Consider the following 20,862-nt stretch of genomic DNA (forward strand, 5'->3'; position numbering starts at 1 on the left):
ATTGTTATTGAACAGGTCACGCCAGCGCCTAGCCGCCAACGCTTGGCGCATTCGCACCGGCGACGGGCGAATCCGCATTTAGGCTCGTCAGGCGATAGGCTTCTGCATCGAAGCGACGGGTTTCTCGGCGGAACATCCAGCTGAAACCTGGCCAGAGCACCACGTTGCGCCCAGTCTCCTGGTGGGTGTACCAGCTCTTGCAGTTGCCCACGGTCCAGACCGCGCCGCGCAGGCGATTGCGCAGAGTGGCATTGAAGTGTTCCTGCACCTGGGGCTGCACGTCGACGCTGGTCGCGCCCTGTGCCTTCATCGTGTCCAGTGCGCCGAGGATGTAAGCGATCTGCGACTCGATCATGTAAACGATCGAATTGTGGCCCAGCCCAGTGTTGGGCCCCATCAACAGAAACAGGTTGGGAAAACCGGCAACGGTGGTGCCCTTGTATGCCTGGGGCCCCGCCTGCCAGGCATCGAGAATGTCCTGCCCGCCGCTGCCGAAGATCATCCCGCGCGGGAACGGCATGCTGGCCTTGAATCCGGTACCGAAAATCAGCGCATCGACGACATGCTTCTGATTGTCGGCCGTGATCACTCCATCCTCGGTTATTTCGCGGATGCCTTCGTTAACCAGGGCGACATTGGGCTGGGCCATCGCCGGGTAATAGTTGTTCGACAACAGGATGCGCTTGCAGCCGATGGCGTACTGAGGCGTGAGCTTGCTGCGCAGCGCCTTGTCCTTGACCTGCCGGCGCAACAGGTTGAGCGCGAGCAGCTTGTGGAATGTCATCAGACGCGGATTGAACACAAACCCGAGCACGCGGGTTTCGTGCGCCGTATAGATCAGCCCCCTGACGAAGCGCTGCAACCTGGGGAATGCGCGCAGCAGGCGCTGTTCGGTCTGGGTGAAACCACGGTCCGGCTTGGGAATCACCCACGGCGGCGTACGCTGGAATACGCTGAGCGTGGCAGCCAGCGGCTGGATCTCGGGAATGAACTGAATCGCCGATGCGCCCGTACCGATCACCCCTACCCGCTTGCCGGCCAGGTCGTAATCGTGGGCCCAGTGCTGGGAGTGAAAAACCCGACCACGAAAACGCTCAAGGCCGGCAATGTTCGGGTAATCGGGTGTCGACAACGCGCCGGTACCGGCTACCACCACCTTGGCGTAAACCACGCCGCCGCGGGCATCCGTGACTTCCCATAGCGCACGCTGCTCCAGCCAGCGCATGGACGCCACGGCGGTATTGAAGTGGATATGGGCGAGCAGCTCGTATTTATCCGCGCACGCCGCCAGGTAGTCACGTATTTCGGCTTGCGGTGAAAAGCGCCGCGACCAATCCGGGTTGGGTTCGAAGGAAAACGAATAGAGGTGCGAAGGGATATCACAGGCGCAGCCCGGGTATTGATTGACCCACCAGGTGCCACCGATGCCGGCCTCCTGCTCGTACACCACGAAATCGCGCTCGCCGCCCTGCCGAAGGCGAACCGCCATGCCGATACCGGAGAAACCGGCGCCAATGATCAGAACCCGGTAAACCGTGCCTGAGTTGGGAGCCACCTGGGGGGCTGCGTTCATCTTCACTTGCTCCTGACTGCAGTTGCGCGGACATGCTTGCCTGGGCGCACGGGATGCTTGTATCGAAGGTTGATGTAACGGCACTGCAGCGCGCGCCATTGCCGCGCGTGGGTTCTCGGCTATGCGCGTTCTGCTGCGAGCGGTTTCACTGGCGCAAGGCCGGCATGCACACTGCCCTGCGGCTGTTCTATATGGGCGGCAATGCGGGTGGCATGGGCCTGGAGCACCTCGCCACGGGTGCGCATGCCGAATAGCCCGGTGAAATGCAGCAGCATGCGAAAACCAAAGCCCAGGGCATCGCCACGCTTGCGCGGCACCAGATGCAGGTGGGCATGGGGAATATGCTGGTTGGTGGCTTTGCCGTCATTGACGATCAGATGGGTGCCTTCAACGCCATAACCGGCCTTGCGCTGGGCGGCGACCAGGTTGTCGAAGACCTGGTACAGGTGCTGGCGGATCGGTGTCTGCAGCTGGTCGAGCTTCTCCACGTGCTGCAGCGGGATCAGCAGAATGTGGCCCTCGCCCAGCGGGTGCACATCCATGAACGCGACGCACTGCTCGTCTCGGTAGACATGGGTGGCAGGCAAGGTGCCGGCGATGATCTGGCAGAAAATGCAATCCATTGAGATTCCTTGTTGGGCGTTACGACGCACTCAGGTCGCGCGCTGGGGCTCGGCCGTTGCAGAGGTTGTGCTACGGCGCGCAAACAACCGGGAGAGCAGCCAGCGATCGCGCAGAAACTGCTTGTTCTCGAGCAGCTCGTGGACCTTGCGCAGGTTGCAGAATGGCACCCCCGGGTACACATGGTGCTCGACGTGGTAGTTGATGTTGGCCCAGAGCAAACCCACCACGCGGCTGGTAACCGTGATGGTGTTCTTCGACAGGTCCAGACGATCGGCGTGCTCAGGCTCGAGCGTGGCCATCGGGAAATGTTCGTAGCCACGGGAAATCGGGTTGATCACCAGCGCCAGCAACAGCAGCGGCAACACGAAGATCAGTACGAACTCATAGCCCATGCCCTGGCTGACGAACAGCGCGCAGACAGCAGCCATCGACAGCAGGTTGAACGCCAGTTCGCGCAGCACCAGGTTGCGTACCCGTTCGCCGTAGCGCACCAGCGAAAAGTAGGTGAAACGCGGCACGAACACCGCGATGCGCAGAAACATCCATTTCACGCCGCGGGCGTAGTTCCACTCGTCCGGGTCTTTCTCCGGGTCGCCAAGGTAGCGATGGTGATGCTTGTGGCATTCGGTAAACGAGGAAAACGGAAACACGATGAACCAGGCCATGAAGCGGCCCACCCAGAGGTTCAGCGTGGCCGAGCGGAATGCATTCTGGTGGCCACAATCGTGCTGCAACACGGTGAAGGCATGCAGCTGGTTACCCAGGATCAGCACGGCAATCACATGCCCAACGATGTTCTCGGTCATCGCGATAAACACCGCGCAGGCGATCCAGACTGCCACATGCAGCAACGACCACAGCACGAACTTGCCCGGGTCGGGCTGTTGCAACGCCAGCAACTGGGCCTGTCGCGCGCGGTCAACCTTGAGTTCGGCTCGCTTTGCCAGCCGGATTTCGTCCTGTGCAGCCAAAACCGATTCTGTATTCACTACATCCACCTTGCTTGAGCGTGACCGCCGCCGGGTTTGGCTACCTTGAGCATGACGCTGACGCCATGCCGAAAAGCGCTCAGTTCCGATACGCGGTTTTGCCTGCGTTACTCGACCTGAAGCCGAACGTCGTCCGTCGTGGGATAGCCGATGCACATCAGCGCATGGCCCATTTTCAGTTCTGCCGACGACAATCCATGGTCCTCGCGCATTTCGACCTCACCGGCCAGCTTGGTGCAGACGCAGGCCGTGCAGAACCCGCTGCGACAGGAAAACGGCGGCTGCACGCCACTGGCCAGGGCCGCCTCCAGAATCGTCTGGCCGGCGGGAACGGCAAAATTGAATTCCTTGCCCTGCATCAGCAACTGCACCCGTTTTGGCGCAGTCGACTGGGTCTGCTGTTGCGCCGGCTTGGCTGGCGTGAAGCTCTCCATGTGCACCGAGTCGGCGGCAACGCCCATTTCAGCCAAGGCGCCGGTCACCTCATCCATCATGCCGCTTGGTCCACAGGCGTAGTACTCGGTGTGCCGGCCGCCGTGATCAGGCAGCGATTGCATGATTTCGGCGACGCGCTGCCGGGTCAGGCGCCCGCTGATCGGGCTCGGCACATCCGGCTGAGAAAGCACATGCACCACCTGCAACTGCTCGGCGAACCTGCGCTGCAGGTGATCGAGCTTCTCGCGAAAAATCACCGAGTCGGTGTTGCGGTTGCCATAAATCAACGTCACACGCGAATTAGGCTCGAAATGCAACGCCGACTTGAGAATGGAAAAGATCGGCGTGATGCCACTGCCAGCGGCGAACAGCACCAGATGCCGGCGCTTGTCCGGCTGAGGGGCGAAGTTGAAGCGGCCGTGGGCGCCGAGCGTCTGCACGGCATCGCCCGCCGCAAGCTGCTGCACCAGGCGATTCGACACCTTGCCGCCGGCCACCCGCTTGACCGTGATCGACAGGTTCTTGTCCAGCCCCGGCGTGCTGCTGATGGAGTAGGCGCGGCAGCCCTTGGCGCCCTCTCCATCGACATCGACTTCCAGGGTGAGGTACTGGCCAGCGGTGTACTTGATCTTGCGCAGCAATGGCTGCTTCAAGTGAATGGTGACGGCATCGTCGGTTTCCCGCTCGATGGACGCGACTTTCAAGGTTAGCGCTTTGCTCATGGCTAGCTCACATCCGCTGCGGTTTGCTGTGGGAAGTGAACAGCGGATGGCGACTGGGCCGCCGCACGCTGCTGATAAGCCCGCTCATGCTCCGCAACCGGCGCCGCCGCGGCGCGACGCTTCAGCAGGGCGACCTTCTCCTCGTGGGAAATGGGCTCCCACCAGTCCAGTTTTTTCGCCATCGCGTCGAAGCGCCGGAACATCAGCATGACGAACAGATCGAGCACGCTGAGATCGCGGAACACCAGGGACTGCGCGGCGTGCATTTCCGGCTTGAGCCGCTCGAACAACGCCGGGCTTTCCGACCAGTGCACGTTTTCCCAGTGGTGATGGCAGACGTGATAGCCCTCGTTGAGGATGTTCACCGGCTTTTCCAGCAACGTCACGGTGTTGTACATCCAGTCCTTCGGGTCTTGCTGGCCGCCGTAGAACGCATGCTGGCTCCAGTGGATGACGCCCATCAGGAAGTTGCTCGCGCACCAGGGAATAAGCATGTAGAACACGGCAATCGGCAGACTGTAGAGCGCGAGCAAAACGAACAGCGCCAGGTGAATCAGGTTGCCGATGATCATGCTGCGCATCTGCTGCGACTTGTGCTTGCTCTTGAAGTAGAGGTATGGCGAAACCAGCAACTGCTGGTACATCACCTCGCGCACCATGTACACCGCGAAATGCCAGGCATTGGCATGGTCGTAACGCGCGGTGGCGTAGACGTCCAGAGGACCGGCATTCTCCCGGTGATGCTGCTGCAGGTGCGCAGCCGCGTGGGGGATCAGGCCCATGGGAATGGCAAACAGCATGTACAGGAACGAGTTGCCGGTCCACTTATCCAGCACGCTTGCCCGCTTGAAGATGCCTCCGGTGCGGTGGCCTTCCTGGTGCATGGAGCTGAATGAGCGGACGAAGGCGCGGATATTCGGGCCGTACACGAATGCGTAGAACGCCACCACCAGCGCCCAGGACAAGTCCTTGATCACCAGTTGCGCGATGAACACCGGAACCGTGGTCAGCCCGACCGTAATCGCAGCCGCCAGAATGGGTTCGTCACGCGGGTCTTTCAGCACCCTGTTCGCCAAGCGCTGAATCAGCCCGTGATATTGCGTTTGGATCGCCCGGCCAAGCGCGGCAACGCCAGGAATGCAGCAGAGCAGCCAGCGCGCCGCCTGGAGCAGCAGCGCCAGGGAAAGCACGACGGCAATGGCAGCGGTGTTAAGTACCAGCAGTACCGTGAACAGCGGAACGGCAACGAAGTGAAACACCGGACTGACGTTTCCCGGCAACGGTGGGTAAAGGAAGTCTGTCGTCGTGGCCATAAATCATATTCCTGCTTGGTTAAGCGTTTCGTCTCAATGCGGCGAATTCGCCTTGGTCATCTGAGCGACGACCCCGGAGCCTGCGCTCCGGGTCTGCGGGTTGCAGGCGGTTTGCGGCGCATCTCAAGCTGCCGCGTTCGCGGATGACTCCCGCAGAAACTGCGCCAGCAGCGGTGTCGCCGCCATTCGCGAGATCGGGTGAAAGCAGATCGCCCGAGACGCCGCGAGCAGATACGGAACCTCGTCCGACGAGATGAACGCCATGCCACCCAGCAGCTCCACCGCCAGATTGGTTGCCCGTTCGACAGCGCCCTGAACCATGAAGCGCGTACACAACGCCTTGTTGTAGGTGTTGAAATCGGCCGCCCGCTGCTCTTCCAGCTCCCGCGCCGTGCCAATCAGCGCCTGGTGCGCGCCCTCCAGTTCAATGGCCAGCTGAGCCAGTTGCCCGTCGTCGACGTTGCGCTTGTTCAGCAGCATATCCACCAGCGCGGACGCCACACCGAGGTAGGTGCCGCCCACCATCAACTGGAACCAGCACAGCCCGGACAGCGAGGTTTCTTCCGCCGAGGCAGCCACTTCGTCGTCGCCCACGGCTTCGGCAAGCAGCATGCGCTCGTCAGGAACGAACACGTCGTTGAAGATCAGCGCGTTGCTGTCAGCGGCCTGCAGCACCGAGGTATTCCAGAAGCGCTCGCGGGACACTTCGCTGCCGTCGTTGAAGACCACCGCAAAGCCCTGGGTCATGCTGCCATCGTCGTTTTCGCGGGCAACGCCGACCACGATCACATCCATGTTGTGACTCATGGTGCAGGGCTTTTTGCTGCCTTTGAGCAGGAAGCCGCCCTCGACCGGGCGGGCTTTAACGCTGGAATTGAAGATCTCCGCGCCCACCTTGCCTTCGGCAAAGGCCGAGGCGATCAGCAGCTGATTCTGCGCGATGCCATACAGCAGCTCGTCGGCCGCGGGGATCAGGCCGCCAAGCTGAACGATGGTGGCAATGGTGTGGTGATGCATGGTCATCATCACGGCCAGCGACGGGCACAGCGAGCCGATGGCCCGGAGGATTTCCACCGTCTCGCGCGGCGATGCGCCAAGGCCGCCGAATGACTCGGGAATGATCAGGCCAGCGGCGCGGTAGTTGCGAAACAGGTCGCACAGCTCGCTGGGGTCGGCTTTCTCAAGCGCCATGCGGCCACGCTGCTGCAGCGCAGCGATCAGGCCTGGCAGACGCTTTTCGGTAACGTTTCTTGCGGATTGCATCGACATGGGAATGGCCTCGACTGTCGGTCTTGTTCTTGTTTTTATCCGGTTATCCGGCTTTCTCGATCGGTTGCTCGACAGCGGGCGCGAAACCGAAGTGGCGGGCCAGTTCGAACAACTCTTCCGCATCTTCGAGCGGTGGGCGCTTGCCGATGCTGTAGTCGCGTTTTTTTCCTGCCATGGTCAGCACGATGGTCTCGGCCAGGCAGCTGAAGATCACTCCTGTAGGCAGGCTGGTCAGGTTCTGATCGCCGAAGCGATAACCGCGCTCGGGCATGTGGATCAGCCCGCCTTCGATGACGGTGACATCAGGGCGCTGCGGCAATGAGGCATGACCGATATCCGGCGGCTGCGCGCAGTCGCAGATGATCGCGTTGTGGTGCAGTGCGGCCGGGTCGATGAAGGCCGCTCCATTGGAGGTTGCCGAGAGCACGACCTCCAGGCGAGGCAGCCAGTGCGCCAGATCCGAGGCGACAGTTACCGGCGGCAGGTAATCCGCTTTGGCCTGGGCCAGCGCATCGACCGCATCAAACAGCTCGCGCAGCTGATCATCGTCGCTCAGGTCACGCGCCAGCAGGCGCTCGACCATGCCGTCATCGGGCAGCAAGACGCTGAGGGTTTTCGCGATTCCGCTGCAATGCCCCGCTTGAATGGCCTGCAGGGCCGCGCTGTACAGCTCGCCGCCCACCAGCCGCAGCTCGTGCATTGCACCCAGGTTGGCGGAGTTGCCAAGCAGCACCAGGTGCTCGGAATACTTGCCGAGCCTGAGGCTTGCCAGGCGACCTACCGAACCATAGGCGCCAATCACGCCTGTCAGCCGCTTGGCCAGCGGCGCACCGCGGGCAGCACATGTGGTCGCGAGCGCGTCGACGCCGACCATCGCCGTCAGGCTGTTGCCGGTGGTGGTATGGAACTGGTCGTTGACCACGTCCTTGCCGGCACTGGAGATCACTGACGTGTAGGCGCCGAGGCCGACAAAATCGACATCCAGGGTGCGCACGGTGTCGAGGTAATTGTCGAGCAGCTTGCGCCGTTTGCTCAGGCTCAGCCGCATCAGGTCGCGCGGCTGCAGCAGACTGCCAACCAGCCAGCCCTCCACGTAATTGCCATCGTCGTTGTAGATGTGCCGAGCGTGGTAGGAAATGCCGGTATCGAGGTCAGGCTTGGCCCACTCCGAGAACTCGGCCAGCCAGTCCTGCATGAAGGCTTTTTCTTCTCCGACGATGCCCAGTGCCTCGACCACGCTTTCGCCGTTGACGCTTTCCGGCGTGGTGGGATGTAACAGAAACGCGAAGCGCCCCAGGCACTGAACGCCCCCGCCGTGGCGCTTCGCCGCTGCCGGTGCAGACCATTTTGCGAGCGGCCCGCGGGGACCGGTGAAACCATGCGCATCGAGAATCAGGCGATGCTGCTGGTCATGGGCAATCAGCTCTGCGGCGGCGTTCAGTCCATTCAGCAGCACATCGATCTCATCGCGGGAAATCGTGAACGGCGGCTGAATGCGCAGGACGTTGCCTTCGCTCAGGGTCGGCAGGCAGTACACGCCATGGCGGCTTTTCAGGTAACCGCAGACGATGGGCACCAGCGCGCCGAAAGAGCTGGCCAGCGACATCGTGTACAGACGATCGCCCGACCAGCGACGGAACTTGAGGCCCTGCATCAGGCCGCGCCCATCCAGGCTCTCAAAGACCTGCGGATAGCGGATTACCAATCGCTCAAGCCCGGCGCGCAAATAGGCGCCCTGCGCGGCCGCCTGCTGCACGACCTCGCATTCGTTCGCCGTCAGGTGGTCGATCACCGCCAGGCCGACGGCGGCGGTAAAGCCGTTAACGGCAAAGGTCGAGCTGTGATGGCGGTCGAAATCCCGACTCCAGCAATTCTGCGCGTAGATGCAGGCGCCAATCGGAACGATTCCGCCGCCGAGCGCCTTGGCCAGCAGCAGCACGTCCGGCGTCAGGCCGTGGGCCATGGCCGCGAACAGGTGGCCGGTGCGACCCAGGCCGGTCTGGATTTCATCGAGCACGAACATGGCGCCGTGTTTGCGGCAGAGTTCCTGCGCTGCGAGCAGATAACCCTCGGGCGGGGTGATCATGCCGGCTTCGCCCTGCACCGCTTCGACGAAGAACGCGGCAACGCGACGGGTTTGCAGGATCGTTTCCAGCGCAGCGAGGTCGCCGTAGGGAATGTGGGTGTAGCCGTCCGGCTTGATATGGAACGGCTCGCGGTAAATCGGTTTGCCGGTGACGCCAACAGCGCCCTGGGTCTTGCCGTGAAAGCCGGTGTAGGTGCCGACGATCAGCTCGCGGTTGGTGGCCGCGCGCGTCAGCTTGATCGCCGCTTCTACCGTTTCGGCGCCGCTGGTGGTGAACGTCACCTTGCTCATGTTGCCAGGCGCGACTTCGATCAGCCGCTGCGCCAGTTGCTCCGCTTGCGGGTTGAGCAAGGGCTGGATAAAGGTAGGTCGCCCCGAGGCGAGAAACGCGGTAGCCGCGTCGATGATCGGCTGTGGTCTGTAGCCGAACGGCACCGCGCCGAATTGGCCCACGAAATCGATCAGTGTGTGACCGCTTTCGGTAACGATCCGCGTCCCGCTGGCACTCGCCACCGTTTCGTTGAGACCGACGAAATCAAGGAGTTCCTGACGGGTGACGTTGAGTAGGGAGACGGTCATCGTGCTCACCTCGCCCCCGCGTTCATGACGGCCTGTACATGCCGGCTGATCTTGCTCACGGTGTCGTGCTGGTAGGCGAATTCGGGGTCGAGCTCGATGCCGAACATGTCTTCGAACTCGGCGGACAGACCCACGATAAGGACGGAGTCGACACCCATTTCATGGAAGGAGCGCTCGACGTCGAGTGCATCCCGTTCGACTTCAAGCAGACTGGCTACAGTTTCGGTAACCGCGGCGGTTATATGGTCAATGTGCACATGTCCTCCAAACATTTTCCTATTACCGCAACACATCCTGGGGAGCGCGTGTAAGCGCTGCCGTAGCGTGGATGTCAGGTGCCGTAGTGCCTATGTTTATATTGTTGTTATTGGCCGCATGGGGCGTAGCTGCCCAAGGGAGCCCGATCCTCTGCGTATGCCGATTGACGAACAATACTCCGTTAGGAGTAAGGCCTTTGCGCCATCAGTGGCGCCGTCAAACAGCTGCCAACGCCCGTGCCAGCACTGCCCTGGCGCCCAGCCAATCGGCTGAAGAACAGGGTTACTGAATCCATCTCGATCACCTCGCATGCTGAAACAAAATCCAGGCGACCGAAGGCCTGCGCCTGGCGCACGCCTTCGGTCGACAACGGAAAAGGCACCGCCGACGCAAACGCGCCGGCGGCGGGAGGGTTTCTACTCTTCGGAGAACAAGGCCGCGATCTGCGCCCGGCTCGATGCCTGTAGCTTGGAGAAGATGTTCTGCATGTGGGTTTTAACCGTCTTGTCGCTTATGCCAAGAATCTGCCCAATCTCCCAGTTGGTTTTGCCCCGTGCGACCCAGTGCGCGATCTCGGCCTCGCGGCTGGACAGGATCGAGATGAACTGTGTCGCGGGTTTTTCACTGTCGTGCCGGCGCAATCGCTTGGTGCCCAGGGCGCGGTTGAGCGCTATGTGCAGATAAGGCGCCAGGATGGTCATCCTCAGCTTGCACTCATGGGCAATGGAGGTCGGCGTATTCATGAAGAAGTACGCCGTAAACGTATTGCGATAGAGCCCCGGCAGAACGATCCAGGCGACGTTGTGAATGCCGTGACGCATGAAGATATCGCCCCACACTCGATCGACCGGCTCCTCCAGGCGGTCAGGGATGGTGAGCTTCGGCCGCCCGGTATGTTCGATCAGGTCGATGCTGACGGGAGGAATCATGCCGTCACGACCGATTATGTCGCGCAGGCATTCATCCGTGACGGCATCGGCGTAGACCATATGGGATATGAATATCCGGTGCGCCTTGCTTCTGCCGCTGGCGAACACGAAGTTCTCGCACGGCAACAGCAACGGCAGCACTTGCTGGGTACGGTCCTTCAGTTCAGTGATGGTTTTCACCGACGTGATCGCGTTGAGCGCACTGACCAGCATCAGTCTTTCATGGCTGTCAGCAGGCATTACCGGCAGCAGTTGGCATTCACTGGCGCGCTGGTCGCGCATGACCTGTTGCGAGAGCGACAGCATGGATGTCTGGCGTGCCGTAAACACGCCACCCGATCCAACAGTCATGCTTCGACGACCTGATTGCTGAGGGCGCCATCGATGAGAATCTGGCCGTGCAGTTCCAGCGCGACGATCCGCTTACCCAGCTGTGAATCGCTCGATTGCAGCTCTGCCTGCAGGTTACGCAGATAGCCCTCATAGACGCGCCGACACTCCTGGCGCTTGACCTTGCCGCTGGAGGTGCGCGCCAGCGTACCGCCCAGGACCAATAGGATGATCGGCTGCGCTATTCGGTGCTGCTGCCAGACCCGCGATTTGATCTCGGCCAGCACCCGCGGCACATCGAGCGTTCGCAGGGCACGCCGTTCGACCTCCTGCATGATCACCACCTGCTCGCTGTCTTCCAGCTCAACGCTGAACGCGGCGGAACCATCCGGGCGGAAATTCTCATCTGCCCGCAACACCGTGCTTTCGATATCGCCTGGATGGTGATTCACACCATTCATGATGATCAGGTCCTTCAACCTGCCGGTGACATAAAGCTCACCCTCGAGCAGGAAGCCAAGGTCGCCAGTGCGGAAGAAACTCGCCCATGAGGTCTGCTCCGGACGTGCTTCGCGGAATGCCGCAAGCGTGCTCTCAGGGCGCTGCCAATAGCCGTTGGCAACGCTGTCGCCGACGATGCAGATTTCGCCCACCTGCCCCTCCGCCAGACGCTGTTCGGTATGCGGGTCACAGATAAACGGCTCCTGGCCGGCGATACCACGACCACTGCTGACCAGGGTCCGGGCGCGGGCTTCGGCGCAGTCATCTGCATCGCGCTGCAGCGGCACTGCACGATTGTCTTCGAGCAAGGCTGCATGGAAGTGACGCACGACCGGCTCGCGACTGGCGCCATTGCCGGTGACCAGCAAGGTGCCTTCGGCCAGCCCGTAACAGGGAAATGCCGCGTTGGCCTTGAAGCCACAGACCGAGAACTTGTCGTGGAACGATTCGATGGTCTGGGCGCGGACATGTTCGGCGCCGTTGAACGCCACCTGCCAACTGCTGAGATCGAGCCCCGTCAGCTCTTCCGGCTTGACCTTGCGCACGCAGAGTTCGTAAGCGAAGTTGGGGCCGCCGCTGATGGTCGCGCGGTACTTGCTGATGGCTTGCAGCCAGCGCAGCGGTCGCTGCAGAAAATGGATAGGCGCGAGCAACGTGGTTGGAAAACCGACGAATACCGATTGCAGGATGCCGCCGATAAGCCCCATGTCGTGATACGGAGGAAGCCAGCTGACGATGTGGCTGTCCTGGTGGGTGGCAAAGGTCTCGCTGATGCTTTGCGAATTATGGATAAGGTTTCCGTGGGTCACGACCACGCCCTTGGGGTTGCCGGTGGAACCCGAGGTGTATTGCAGGAATGCGATGTCGTTGCGATTACCAGGGACGGGGCGCCAGTCAGCGGCGGCGGCAGGATCGAGCTCGGAGATATCGAGCACTTTCGCCATGGGGGTCGACTCGGCCAACCGCTCGCGGATGGCGACCATGTCCTCCCGAGTGGTCAGCGCGGCGGTGGGCTCACAGTCGCCGAGAATGCCATCGAGGCGATCCAGGGTTTTGGTCGCTCCCGGCGGATAGGCGGGAACCGCGATGAGCCCTGCATACAAACAGCCGAGAAAGCCGGTGATGTAATCCAGGCCCGGCTTCAACAGAATCAGCACCCGGTCGCCCGGTGCGCAATGCAGCTGCAGGGTGGCCGCCGCGGCACGTACCGCAACATCGAGCTCGGCAAACGTCACGGTTATTTCGCTGTCACGCCCATCCTGCAAAAAGCGGTAGGCGAGCTGCTCTGGTATGGCCTGTGCGTGGCGGCGCAGACACTCCGAAAAGTTCTCATAGGGAACGTTTCGGTCATGCTCTCTCGTAGTCGTCATTTTTTTTATTGTCCAAGATAGCCTTACTTTGGGCCCGCCTGGAACAGCGTCGTATCCTTACTGCGCCAGGCAGTCCATCCTCCGGGAGCGTCCTGTTCCAAGTGAATACTCCAAACAGCGTATACCTACAAAATCCTCCTGTGGCGCATATTCAAACGCGGTCTTTGATGGCTATCCGATGGCGCTCCAGGTGTCTGGTGCGCGCTAGACGGCCTTCAGCACCCGCGTAGCAACTGGCCCAATTGCCGACTCGCGGCCCCATGAATCGAACCTCTCGATCCACGCCCGATGCTTAGCACAGCGTTAAAACATCTGTGCAGACAATGACCGCTGGTTACCCCTGTCGACACCTGCTACCGGTCGGTTATGCGACGGTGTCCACATCTAGCAGATGAATCGGAGATGGCATGTCTTTTACCGAGTATCCAGAGTTTGACGCCGTCGGCCTCGCCGAGTTGGTCAGAAAAGGGGATGTGTTGCCATCGGAGCTGGCGGAGGAAGCGATACGGCGCATCGAAGCGTTCAACCCGGCGGTGAATGCGGTTGTCTACAAGGCCTATGACATGGCCAGAGCACTGGCTGCGCAGCAGGACAGCGCGCAACCTTCCGGACCGCTGCACGGCGTGCCGTTCCTGCTCAAGGACATCCTCGGCGACTGCCAGGGCATGCCATCGACGCTGTCGTCGCGCATGCTTCGCGAGCGGATGATGACGCTGGACTGCGAGCTGGTCAGCCGCCTGCGCAAGGCTGGCCTGAATTTCGTCGGCAAATCGAATACACCTGAATTCGGCATTCTGCCGACGTCCGAGTCCGCCTATTACGGGCCGGCGCGCAACCCGTGGAACCTCGACTATTCGACCGGCGGTTCGAGTGGCGGAGCCGCCGCTGCGGTGGCCACTGGGATGGTGCCTGCCGCCCATGGCAACGACGGCGGCGGCTCGATCCGGATTCCCGCGTCATGCTGCGGCCTGGTCGGTTTGAAGCCGACCCGCGCACGCAACTCGCTGGCACCGGACTTCGGCGAACTGCTGGGCGGCCTGCTCGACGAGCATGTACTGACGCGCACCGTGCGTGACAGCGCCGCGCTGCTCGACGCCACCCATGGTGCCGTGCCGGGTGACCCCTATCGTGCCCCGCCGATGAGCGGCCTGTTTCTCAATGAAGTGACGCGCCAGCCGGGGCGCCTGCGCATCGCATTCTCCAGGGTAGATCCGGCGGGCCGGCCTCTGCATCCCGACTGTATTGCAGCGGTCGAACAAACCGCGAAGCTGCTTGAGTCCCTCGGCCATAGCGTTGAAGAAGCGCAGCCGCAGATTGAGCATGAAAGTTTCGTCGGTGCGTTTACCACCATGTGGTTCTCGGGCATCGCCTTTGCCGTGGAGTTGATGAGCATGCAACTGGGTCGCCCTCCGCAGGCGGGAGAGCTGGAAGGCCTCACCCGTGCGGTGCACCAGCGCGGCCTGACCGTGAGCGCGGTCGAGTTTCAGTTGTCCGAGCTGGTATTGCAGCAGGTCGGCCGCGAGATGGCGCGTTTCCATCAGACCTACGACTGCTGGCTGACACCTACCCTAGCCACCCCGCCGCTGCGCAACGGGGTGGTCGATGTCCAGCAAGAAGACCTGGAAAAGGCTTACGCCCCCATCGTCGACTACAGCCCTTTCACCGCGATCCATAACGCATCCGGGCAGCCGGCAGTCTCCCTGCCGCTGCATTGGAACGCCGAGGGATTGCCAATAGGTGTGATGCTCAGCGCAGGCTTTGGCGAGGAAGCGCTGCTGTTCCGGCTGGCTGGCCAGTTGGAGCAGGCGAAGCCCTGGAAGGATCGACGGCCTGAGCTGTTTCTCCAGGCGACGCAAAACGAGCCCGTTGCCGGCTGACCAAGGGGAACCCCATGAGCGTTGAAGCGACAATTCGCACCGATGAACAACGCGGCGGTGAGGCGGTGCCTCGCACGCCAACGCTCGCGCAAGTCACCGGTGCGCCAACTCAGCATGACGCGGTGCACCCCTGGTTCACCGACGCAATGAACCGCGAAGAGCTGACGCGCTTCGGCAAGGACCTTATCCGCCAGACACTGCCGTTCACCGTCGAGAATCGCCGTCTCAGCTGGTGGCATTTCTGGTCCACCCTTGCCGTGGTGGGTGCGTTCGCAGTGGCCGCGGCAACGCCCTGGTGGTGGCCGGTACGGCTGGTATTCAGCGTTTTGCTGGGCTTTGCCCTGGTGCGAATGTTCGTGCTCTATCACGACTACATGCATGGCGCGATTCTGCGCGGGTCACGATTTGCGGATCTGTTCTTCAAGACTTTCGGGCTGTTGCTGCTGGCACCACCCACGCTCTGGAAACAGTCGCACGACTACCACCACGGCCATAGCTGCCAGTATGTCGGCGCGGAAAAGGGCCGATTGCCGCTGCTGTCGACCCACACCGACCTCGGCACCTTTCCCCTGATCTCGACCCACGAATATGCCCGAGCGAGCCGATGGAAGCGCCTGCGCTACCGCATCGCGCGCAATCCGCTGATGATTCTTCTGGGCTCGCAGACGATATTCGTCTTCAGCATCTGCCTGGTTTCGCTGATCACCCAACCGAAACACCGCCTGTGGGCGCTCCTGGCACTGGCGATAAACCTGGCGTCGGTGGTTGCGCTGATGAACTACGCGCCTGACGTCCTGCTGTTCTCGCTGCTGATACCGAGCCTGGTCGGCTCGGCGCTCGGCACCTACATGTTCTATTGCCAGCACAACTTCCCAGGCGTGCGCTATCCAAGTCGTGATGAATGGGATTACATGGAAACGGCGGTGTTCTCGTCGAGCTACATGCGCACCGGGTCGATCATGGCTTGGTTCACCGCGAATATCGGTTATCACCATGTGCACCATGCGAACTCCGGTATCCCCTTCTACCGCCTCCCCGAAGCCATGGAAGCCATTCCGGCGCTGCGCACCCCGACAGTCACCTCGCTGCATCCGCGCGACATTTATCGCTGCCTGAAACTCAAGCTGTGGGACCCCGAGCAGAGACGCTTGGTGTCCTTTCGAGAATTTCATCAGCAAGCAACCCGCTAAAGCGTGCGGTGACAGGCCAGGATCAATGCTGTCACCGTCATTCCTTCATGATCTTCATCCATCCTCAGGCGTTGATCGCGCATCGCCGCCAGGCGCGTTAAGTGCCTGTCCCAGCAGAAAAACCCCATGTTAGAATGCCGCCCGCTCATGGCCGCCGCGCATTTACGCTAGGCATGGCTAAACTTCACGCCAGTGCGGGCGATAACTCGCATCTGCCGGTCTCTGGTTCATTTTTGCCGTACTCATGCCACAGGACTTATGACTCGAAAGCCCTTCGCCCTGTTGTTATGCCTGCTACTTGCACCTGGTCTCGGCCATGCTGCATCTAAGAGCGTCTATGGGCTCAACGAATACGTACGAATTCACGAGCCTGATATGGAGCTGGCTGCAAAGCTGGACACCGGCGCCAAAACTGCATCACTGAGTGCGCGCAATATCGAACGATTTAAACGAAACGGCGATTCATGGGTCCGTTTCTATCTGGCGGTCGACGATGCCCATGCCAATCCGATTGAACGACCGCTTGCGCGGATCAGCAAAATCAAGCGGCGTGCCGGCGATTACGATCCCGAAGAAGAAAAAACCTACACTGCACGTCCTGTCATCGAGATGGACATCTGTATGGGACAAGCCCTGCGCACCATCGAAGTCAACCTGACCGACCGCAGTGCCTTTCAGTTTCCATTGCTGATCGGCTCAGAAGCGCTCAAACGCTTCGATGCACTGGTCGATCCGAGTCTTAAATATGCAGCAGGGAAACCTGGCTGTGCCCCTGACGCAAACCCTGGCGAGTAATACCCATGCGCTCTCTGAACCTACATCTGAAAATCCTGATCACACTACTGGTGAGCCTGGGCATTCTGATTACGGCTTACCAAATCTTCATTCTTGGCATTCCGCTGACCGGCGATGAGACCGATGATCTGTGGAATATCGATGCCAAGGTCGAGTTCCAGGCCAGCTCTCGTGAGCCGGTCAAGCTGCAGATGTTCGTGCCGCCGCTCGCCCAGGACTACGTCAGCCTGAACGAGAGCTTTATCTCGAACAACTATGGGGTGAGCATCAACCGGGCCGACGGCAACCGCCGCGTTACCTGGTCCGCACGTCGTGCCAGCGGCAAGGAAACGCTCTATTACCGCCTGGTGCTGACCAAGCGCTACAGCGGCGAGCAGGCAAAGGCCCAGGGGCCGATCTTCCGTGACAGCATTCCAGTCGAGGGCGCAGAGAAAATCGCCGCCGAAGCCCTTCTTGCACCGATTCGCCAACATTCGGCCGACGTCGAAACCTTTATCAGCGAAACCATCAAGCGGGTTAACAACGTCAACGACGACAACGTCAAACTGCTGCTCAGCGGCGATGCCTCGACGGCCAACAAGGCCAAGGCGATTGAGCTGCTGCTATCCATCGCCCATGTGCCGATGGAACGCCTGCACACCATCCGCCTGGCCGCTGACATCCAGCAGAGCCCGGAACTCTGGCTGCGCAGCTTCAATGGCGAGAAATGGCTGTACTTCAACCCCGAAACCGGCGAGCAAGGCCTGCCTGCAGACCGTCTGGTCTGGTGGATCGGCGATGAGAACCTGATCAACCTCGAAGGCGGCAAACAGGCTCAGGTGAGCTTCAGCCTGAACAACAGCGAAATGAACGCCATTCGCCTGGCCAAGCTGACCGACGAAAACACCGACGCCGATTTCCTCGAATACTCGCTGTATGGCCTGCCGCTGCAGACCCAGCAGACGTTCATGATCATGGTGATGATCCCGATCGGCGTGCTGGTGATTCTGATTCTGCGCAACCTGGGTGGTTTGCAGACGCTGGGTACCTTCACTCCGGTACTGATTGCCCTGGCGTTCCGCGAAACTCAGCTGGGCTTCGGGATCATTCTGTTTACCGTGATCACGGCAGCGGGCTTGTCGCTGCGCTCCTACCTTGAGCATCTGAAACTGCAGATGCTGCCTCGATTGTCAGTGGTATTGACGTTCGTGGTCGTACTGATCGCGGTCATCAGCCTGTTCAGCCATAAACTCGGGCTTGAGCGAGGCCTCTCGGTTGCGCTGTTCCCGATGGTGATTCTGACCATGACCATCGAACGCCTGTCGATCACCTGGGAAGAACGTGGCGGTGGCCATGCCTTCAAGGTCGCGGTCGGTACGCTGGTCGCCGCTACGTTGGCTCACCTGCTGATGAGCGTGCCTGAGCTGACCTACTTCGTGTTCACCTTCCCGGCCGTGCTGATGATTCTGGTGGGCTTCATGCTGGCGATGGGTCGCTACCGCGGCTACCGCCTGACCGAGCTGTTCCGCTTCAAAGCCTTCCTCAAGGACTAATGCCATGTTCGGTCTGATCAAGACGTGGAAAGCCCTTGAAGCCAAAGGCATCATGGGCATCAATCGGCGTAACGCGGACTACGTGCTGAAGTACAACAAACGGCACCTGTACCCGATCGTCGATGACAAGATCATTACCAAAGAGCGCGCCATCGAGGCCGGTATCGACGTGCCGGAAATGTACGGTGTGATCGACACCGAGAAAGGCATCGACAAGCTGCGTGAGATCATCGGCGACCGACCGGACTTCGTGGTCAAGCCAGCGCAGGGTGCTGGCGGCGACGGCATTCTGGTGATCGCCGATCGCTTCGAGGACAAGTACAAGACGGTCTCCGGCAAAATCATCAGCCATGAGGAAATCGAACATCAGATTTCCAGCATTCTGACCGGTTTGTACTCACTCGGCGGCCACCGTGATCGCGCGCTGATCGAGTATCGGGTTACCCCGGATCAGATCTTCAAAAGCATCAGCTACGAAGGCGTTCCGGATATCCGCATCATCGTGCTGATGGGCTACCCGGTGATGGCCATGCTGCGCCTGCCGACGCGGCAATCCGGCGGCAAGGCTAACCTCCACCAGGGCGCCATTGGCGTGGGTGTGGACCTGGCGACCGGCGTAACGCTGCGCGGAACCTGGCTCAACAACAAGATCACCAAGCACCCCGACACCACCAACGCGGTGGATGGCGTGCAGTTGCCGAACTGGGACGGCTTCATGAAGCTGGCGGCTGGCTGCTACGAGCTCTGCGGGTTGGGTTATATCGGCGTGGACATGGTTCTCGATCAGGACAAGGGCCCGCTGATTCTCGAGCTCAACGCGCGCCCGGGCTTGAACATCCAGATCGCCAACGACTGCGGCCTGACCCACCGTGCCCACGCAGTGGAGGCACGCCTGAGCGAATTCGCCAAACGCGGCGTCAAGGAGACCGCCGAGGAGCGCGTACGCTTTTCCCAGGAATTGTTTGGCCACGTGCCAGTGATGGAAATCTAGGGCGCGCTCACCTGTATACCAACACCCGGATTTCCGGGTGTTTTTTATATGCCCCGCCGGTCTGTCGCCGCACGCGCCTTGCGAACCCCTAGGACGAATAGCAGCAGCGTTCTACAATCGACGCCCCGCTGCTCCGAAGCCCCTCGAATGTCCACCTGCTCCCTGCACCCACTGCCTTATCAAGCCGACCCTGGATTCTATTTCAGTGCCATTAGCCGTGCGCCTGGCGCAGTGCTGCTGGATGCGGGGCGCCCGACAGCTCAGCGTGGGCGCTATGACCTGATCAGCGCCTGGCCGATCCTTGAGCTAACTCCGCACCACGACGAGTCAGCCAGTCACTTCCTGCAACGCTTGCGTGATGGGCTCGCCGACCTGGGCCCGGCGGGGCCACCCGCTGGGGTCGAGCTGCCATTCATGGGGGGATTGATCGGCTACCTCGGCTATGACTTTGGTCGCCGTCTGGAAAGCTTGCCGCAACATGCCATCGACGACCTGGGTTTAGCCGACGCGCATTTCGGCTTGTACAGCTGGGCGCTGATCAGCGATCACCAGCTTGGCACCAGCCAACTGCTGTTTCACCCCACACTGCCCGCTGACGAGCAAGTGCGGCTGGTTCGGCTGTTCGAACGCGTTCAGCCTGCAGTGTCGGCCCCCTTCGCGTTGCACCGGCGCTTCAGCGCAGATCTGAGTGCTGGGGATTACCGCAACGCCTTCGAACGCATCCAGGCCTATATCCAGGCCGGCGACTGTTACCAGGTGAATTTCGCCCAGCGCTTTCGCACGACTTACCAGGGCGAGCCCTGGACGGCGTATCAAGCCCTGCGCGCGGCCTGCCCGACCCCCTTTGCCGGTTATCAGGCGCTGCCGGACAACGGCGCCCTTATCAGCCTGTCGCCTGAACGCTTTCTGCAAGTCAGCCACGGTCACGTCGAAACCCGCCCGATCAAAGGCACTCGAGCGCGCGACCCGGACCCGCAGCAGGATGCCGCCCAAGCCGCTGCCCTGCTCGCCAGCCCAAAGGATCGCGCCGAAAACCTGATGATCGTCGACCTACTGCGCAATGACCTGGGGCGCAGCTGCACCGTCGGATCCGTGCGCGTTCCTCAACTTTTCGCGCTGGAGAGCTACCCGAACGTCCATCATCTGGTCAGCGCCGTGACCGGCGAGCTGACACCTGGCAAAGACGCACTCGACCTGATTGCCGGCAGCTTTCCAGGTGGGTCGATCACCGGCGCGCCGAAGATCCGCGCCATGCAGATCATCGATGAGCTCGAACCCACGCGCCGCGCGCTGTATTGCGGGTCGCTGCTCTACCTTGATGTACGCGGAGAAATGGACAGTTCGATTGCCATCCGCAGCCTGCTGGCCAAAGACGGCCAACTGAGCTGCTGGGGCGGCGGCGGGATAGTCGCGGATTCGGACTGGCAGGCGGAGTATCAGGAATCCATCACCAAAGTGAAGGTCTTGCTGGAAACCCTGGAGCAATTCGCGCCCTGAAT

General features: G+C 61.1%; 16 protein-coding genes. 6 read left to right on the forward strand and 10 right to left on the reverse strand.

Annotation, left to right across the window (positions count from 1 at the left end; all coding sequences use genetic code 11):
* Nucleotides 1-28: 28 nt before the first annotated feature.
* The 10 genes from ACX0MV_RS08530 to ACX0MV_RS08575 form a co-directional block, all read right to left on the reverse strand.
* Nucleotides 29-1,573, reverse strand: coding sequence for a flavin-containing monooxygenase (locus ACX0MV_RS08530; protein WP_458982067.1), 1,545 nt, complete (start codon nucleotides 1,571-1,573; stop codon nucleotides 29-31).
* Nucleotides 1,574-1,692: 119 nt separating this feature from the next.
* Entirely contained in the window at nucleotides 1,693-2,196 is a 504-nt protein-coding gene (locus tag ACX0MV_RS08535) for an HIT family protein (protein ID WP_458982068.1), read from the reverse strand.
* 30 nt (nucleotides 2,197-2,226) lie between these two features.
* A complete protein-coding gene (locus tag ACX0MV_RS08540) occupies nucleotides 2,227-3,186 on the reverse strand; it encodes a fatty acid desaturase family protein (protein ID WP_458982069.1) in 960 nt (319 codons plus the stop codon).
* A 107-nt stretch (nucleotides 3,187-3,293) separates the two neighbouring features.
* Entirely contained in the window at nucleotides 3,294-4,343 is a 1,050-nt protein-coding gene (locus ACX0MV_RS08545; protein WP_458982070.1) for a 2Fe-2S iron-sulfur cluster-binding protein, read from the reverse strand.
* A gap of 2 nt (nucleotides 4,344-4,345) precedes the next feature.
* Nucleotides 4,346-5,656, reverse strand: coding sequence for a fatty acid desaturase (locus ACX0MV_RS08550; RefSeq protein WP_458982071.1), 1,311 nt, complete (start codon nucleotides 5,654-5,656; stop codon nucleotides 4,346-4,348).
* A 123-nt stretch (nucleotides 5,657-5,779) separates the two neighbouring features.
* Complete coding sequence (locus ACX0MV_RS08555) at nucleotides 5,780-6,925, reverse strand: acyl-CoA dehydrogenase family protein (protein ID WP_458982072.1); 1,146 nt, start codon at nucleotides 6,923-6,925, stop codon at nucleotides 5,780-5,782.
* A gap of 43 nt (nucleotides 6,926-6,968) precedes the next feature.
* The gene (locus tag ACX0MV_RS08560) at nucleotides 6,969-9,590 is read right to left on the reverse strand and encodes an aminotransferase class III-fold pyridoxal phosphate-dependent enzyme (RefSeq protein ID WP_458982073.1); all 2,622 of its coding nucleotides are present in this window, start codon (nucleotides 9,588-9,590) and stop codon (nucleotides 6,969-6,971) included.
* Nucleotides 9,591-9,595: 5 nt separating this feature from the next.
* Nucleotides 9,596-9,847: an acyl carrier protein gene (locus ACX0MV_RS08565; RefSeq protein WP_458982074.1), complete on the reverse strand. Its 252-nt coding sequence runs from the start codon at nucleotides 9,845-9,847 to the stop codon at nucleotides 9,596-9,598.
* A 417-nt stretch (nucleotides 9,848-10,264) separates the two neighbouring features.
* Nucleotides 10,265-11,128, reverse strand: coding sequence for a LuxR C-terminal-related transcriptional regulator (locus ACX0MV_RS08570; RefSeq protein ID WP_458982075.1), 864 nt, complete (start codon nucleotides 11,126-11,128; stop codon nucleotides 10,265-10,267).
* Complete coding sequence (locus ACX0MV_RS08575) at nucleotides 11,125-12,978, reverse strand: fatty acyl-AMP ligase (RefSeq protein ID WP_458982076.1); 1,854 nt, start codon at nucleotides 12,976-12,978, stop codon at nucleotides 11,125-11,127. Before ACX0MV_RS08575 ends, ACX0MV_RS08570 begins: the two co-directional genes overlap by 4 nt.
* A gap of 407 nt (nucleotides 12,979-13,385) precedes the next feature.
* On the opposite strand from ACX0MV_RS08575, the gene ACX0MV_RS08580 reads away from it, so the two are divergent.
* From ACX0MV_RS08580 to pabB, 6 genes are all read left to right on the forward strand, one after another.
* The gene (locus tag ACX0MV_RS08580) at nucleotides 13,386-14,855 is read left to right on the forward strand and encodes an amidase (RefSeq protein ID WP_458982077.1); all 1,470 of its coding nucleotides are present in this window, start codon (nucleotides 13,386-13,388) and stop codon (nucleotides 14,853-14,855) included.
* Nucleotides 14,856-14,869: 14 nt separating this feature from the next.
* Entirely contained in the window at nucleotides 14,870-16,045 is a 1,176-nt protein-coding gene (locus ACX0MV_RS08585; protein ID WP_458982078.1) for a fatty acid desaturase family protein, read from the forward strand.
* Between the two features lie 258 nt (nucleotides 16,046-16,303).
* Nucleotides 16,304-16,840 (forward strand): retropepsin-like aspartic peptidase RloA, encoded by a 537-nt coding sequence (rloA, locus tag ACX0MV_RS08590; protein ID WP_458982079.1) that lies wholly within the window; start codon nucleotides 16,304-16,306, stop codon nucleotides 16,838-16,840.
* 5 nt (nucleotides 16,841-16,845) lie between these two features.
* A complete protein-coding gene (gene rloB, locus ACX0MV_RS08595) occupies nucleotides 16,846-18,372 on the forward strand; it encodes an osmotic stress tolerance membrane protein RloB (RefSeq protein WP_458982080.1) in 1,527 nt (508 codons plus the stop codon).
* 4 nt (nucleotides 18,373-18,376) lie between these two features.
* Entirely contained in the window at nucleotides 18,377-19,363 is a 987-nt protein-coding gene (locus ACX0MV_RS08600) for an alpha-L-glutamate ligase-like protein (protein WP_458982081.1), read from the forward strand.
* 147 nt (nucleotides 19,364-19,510) lie between these two features.
* On the forward strand, nucleotides 19,511-20,860 hold the full coding sequence (pabB, locus tag ACX0MV_RS08605; RefSeq protein ID WP_458982082.1) for an aminodeoxychorismate synthase component I: 1,350 nt from the start codon (nucleotides 19,511-19,513) through the stop codon (nucleotides 20,858-20,860).
* The last annotated feature ends 2 nt before the right edge of the window (nucleotides 20,861-20,862 follow it).

Source organism: Pseudomonas cistanchae (assembly GCF_054483635.1).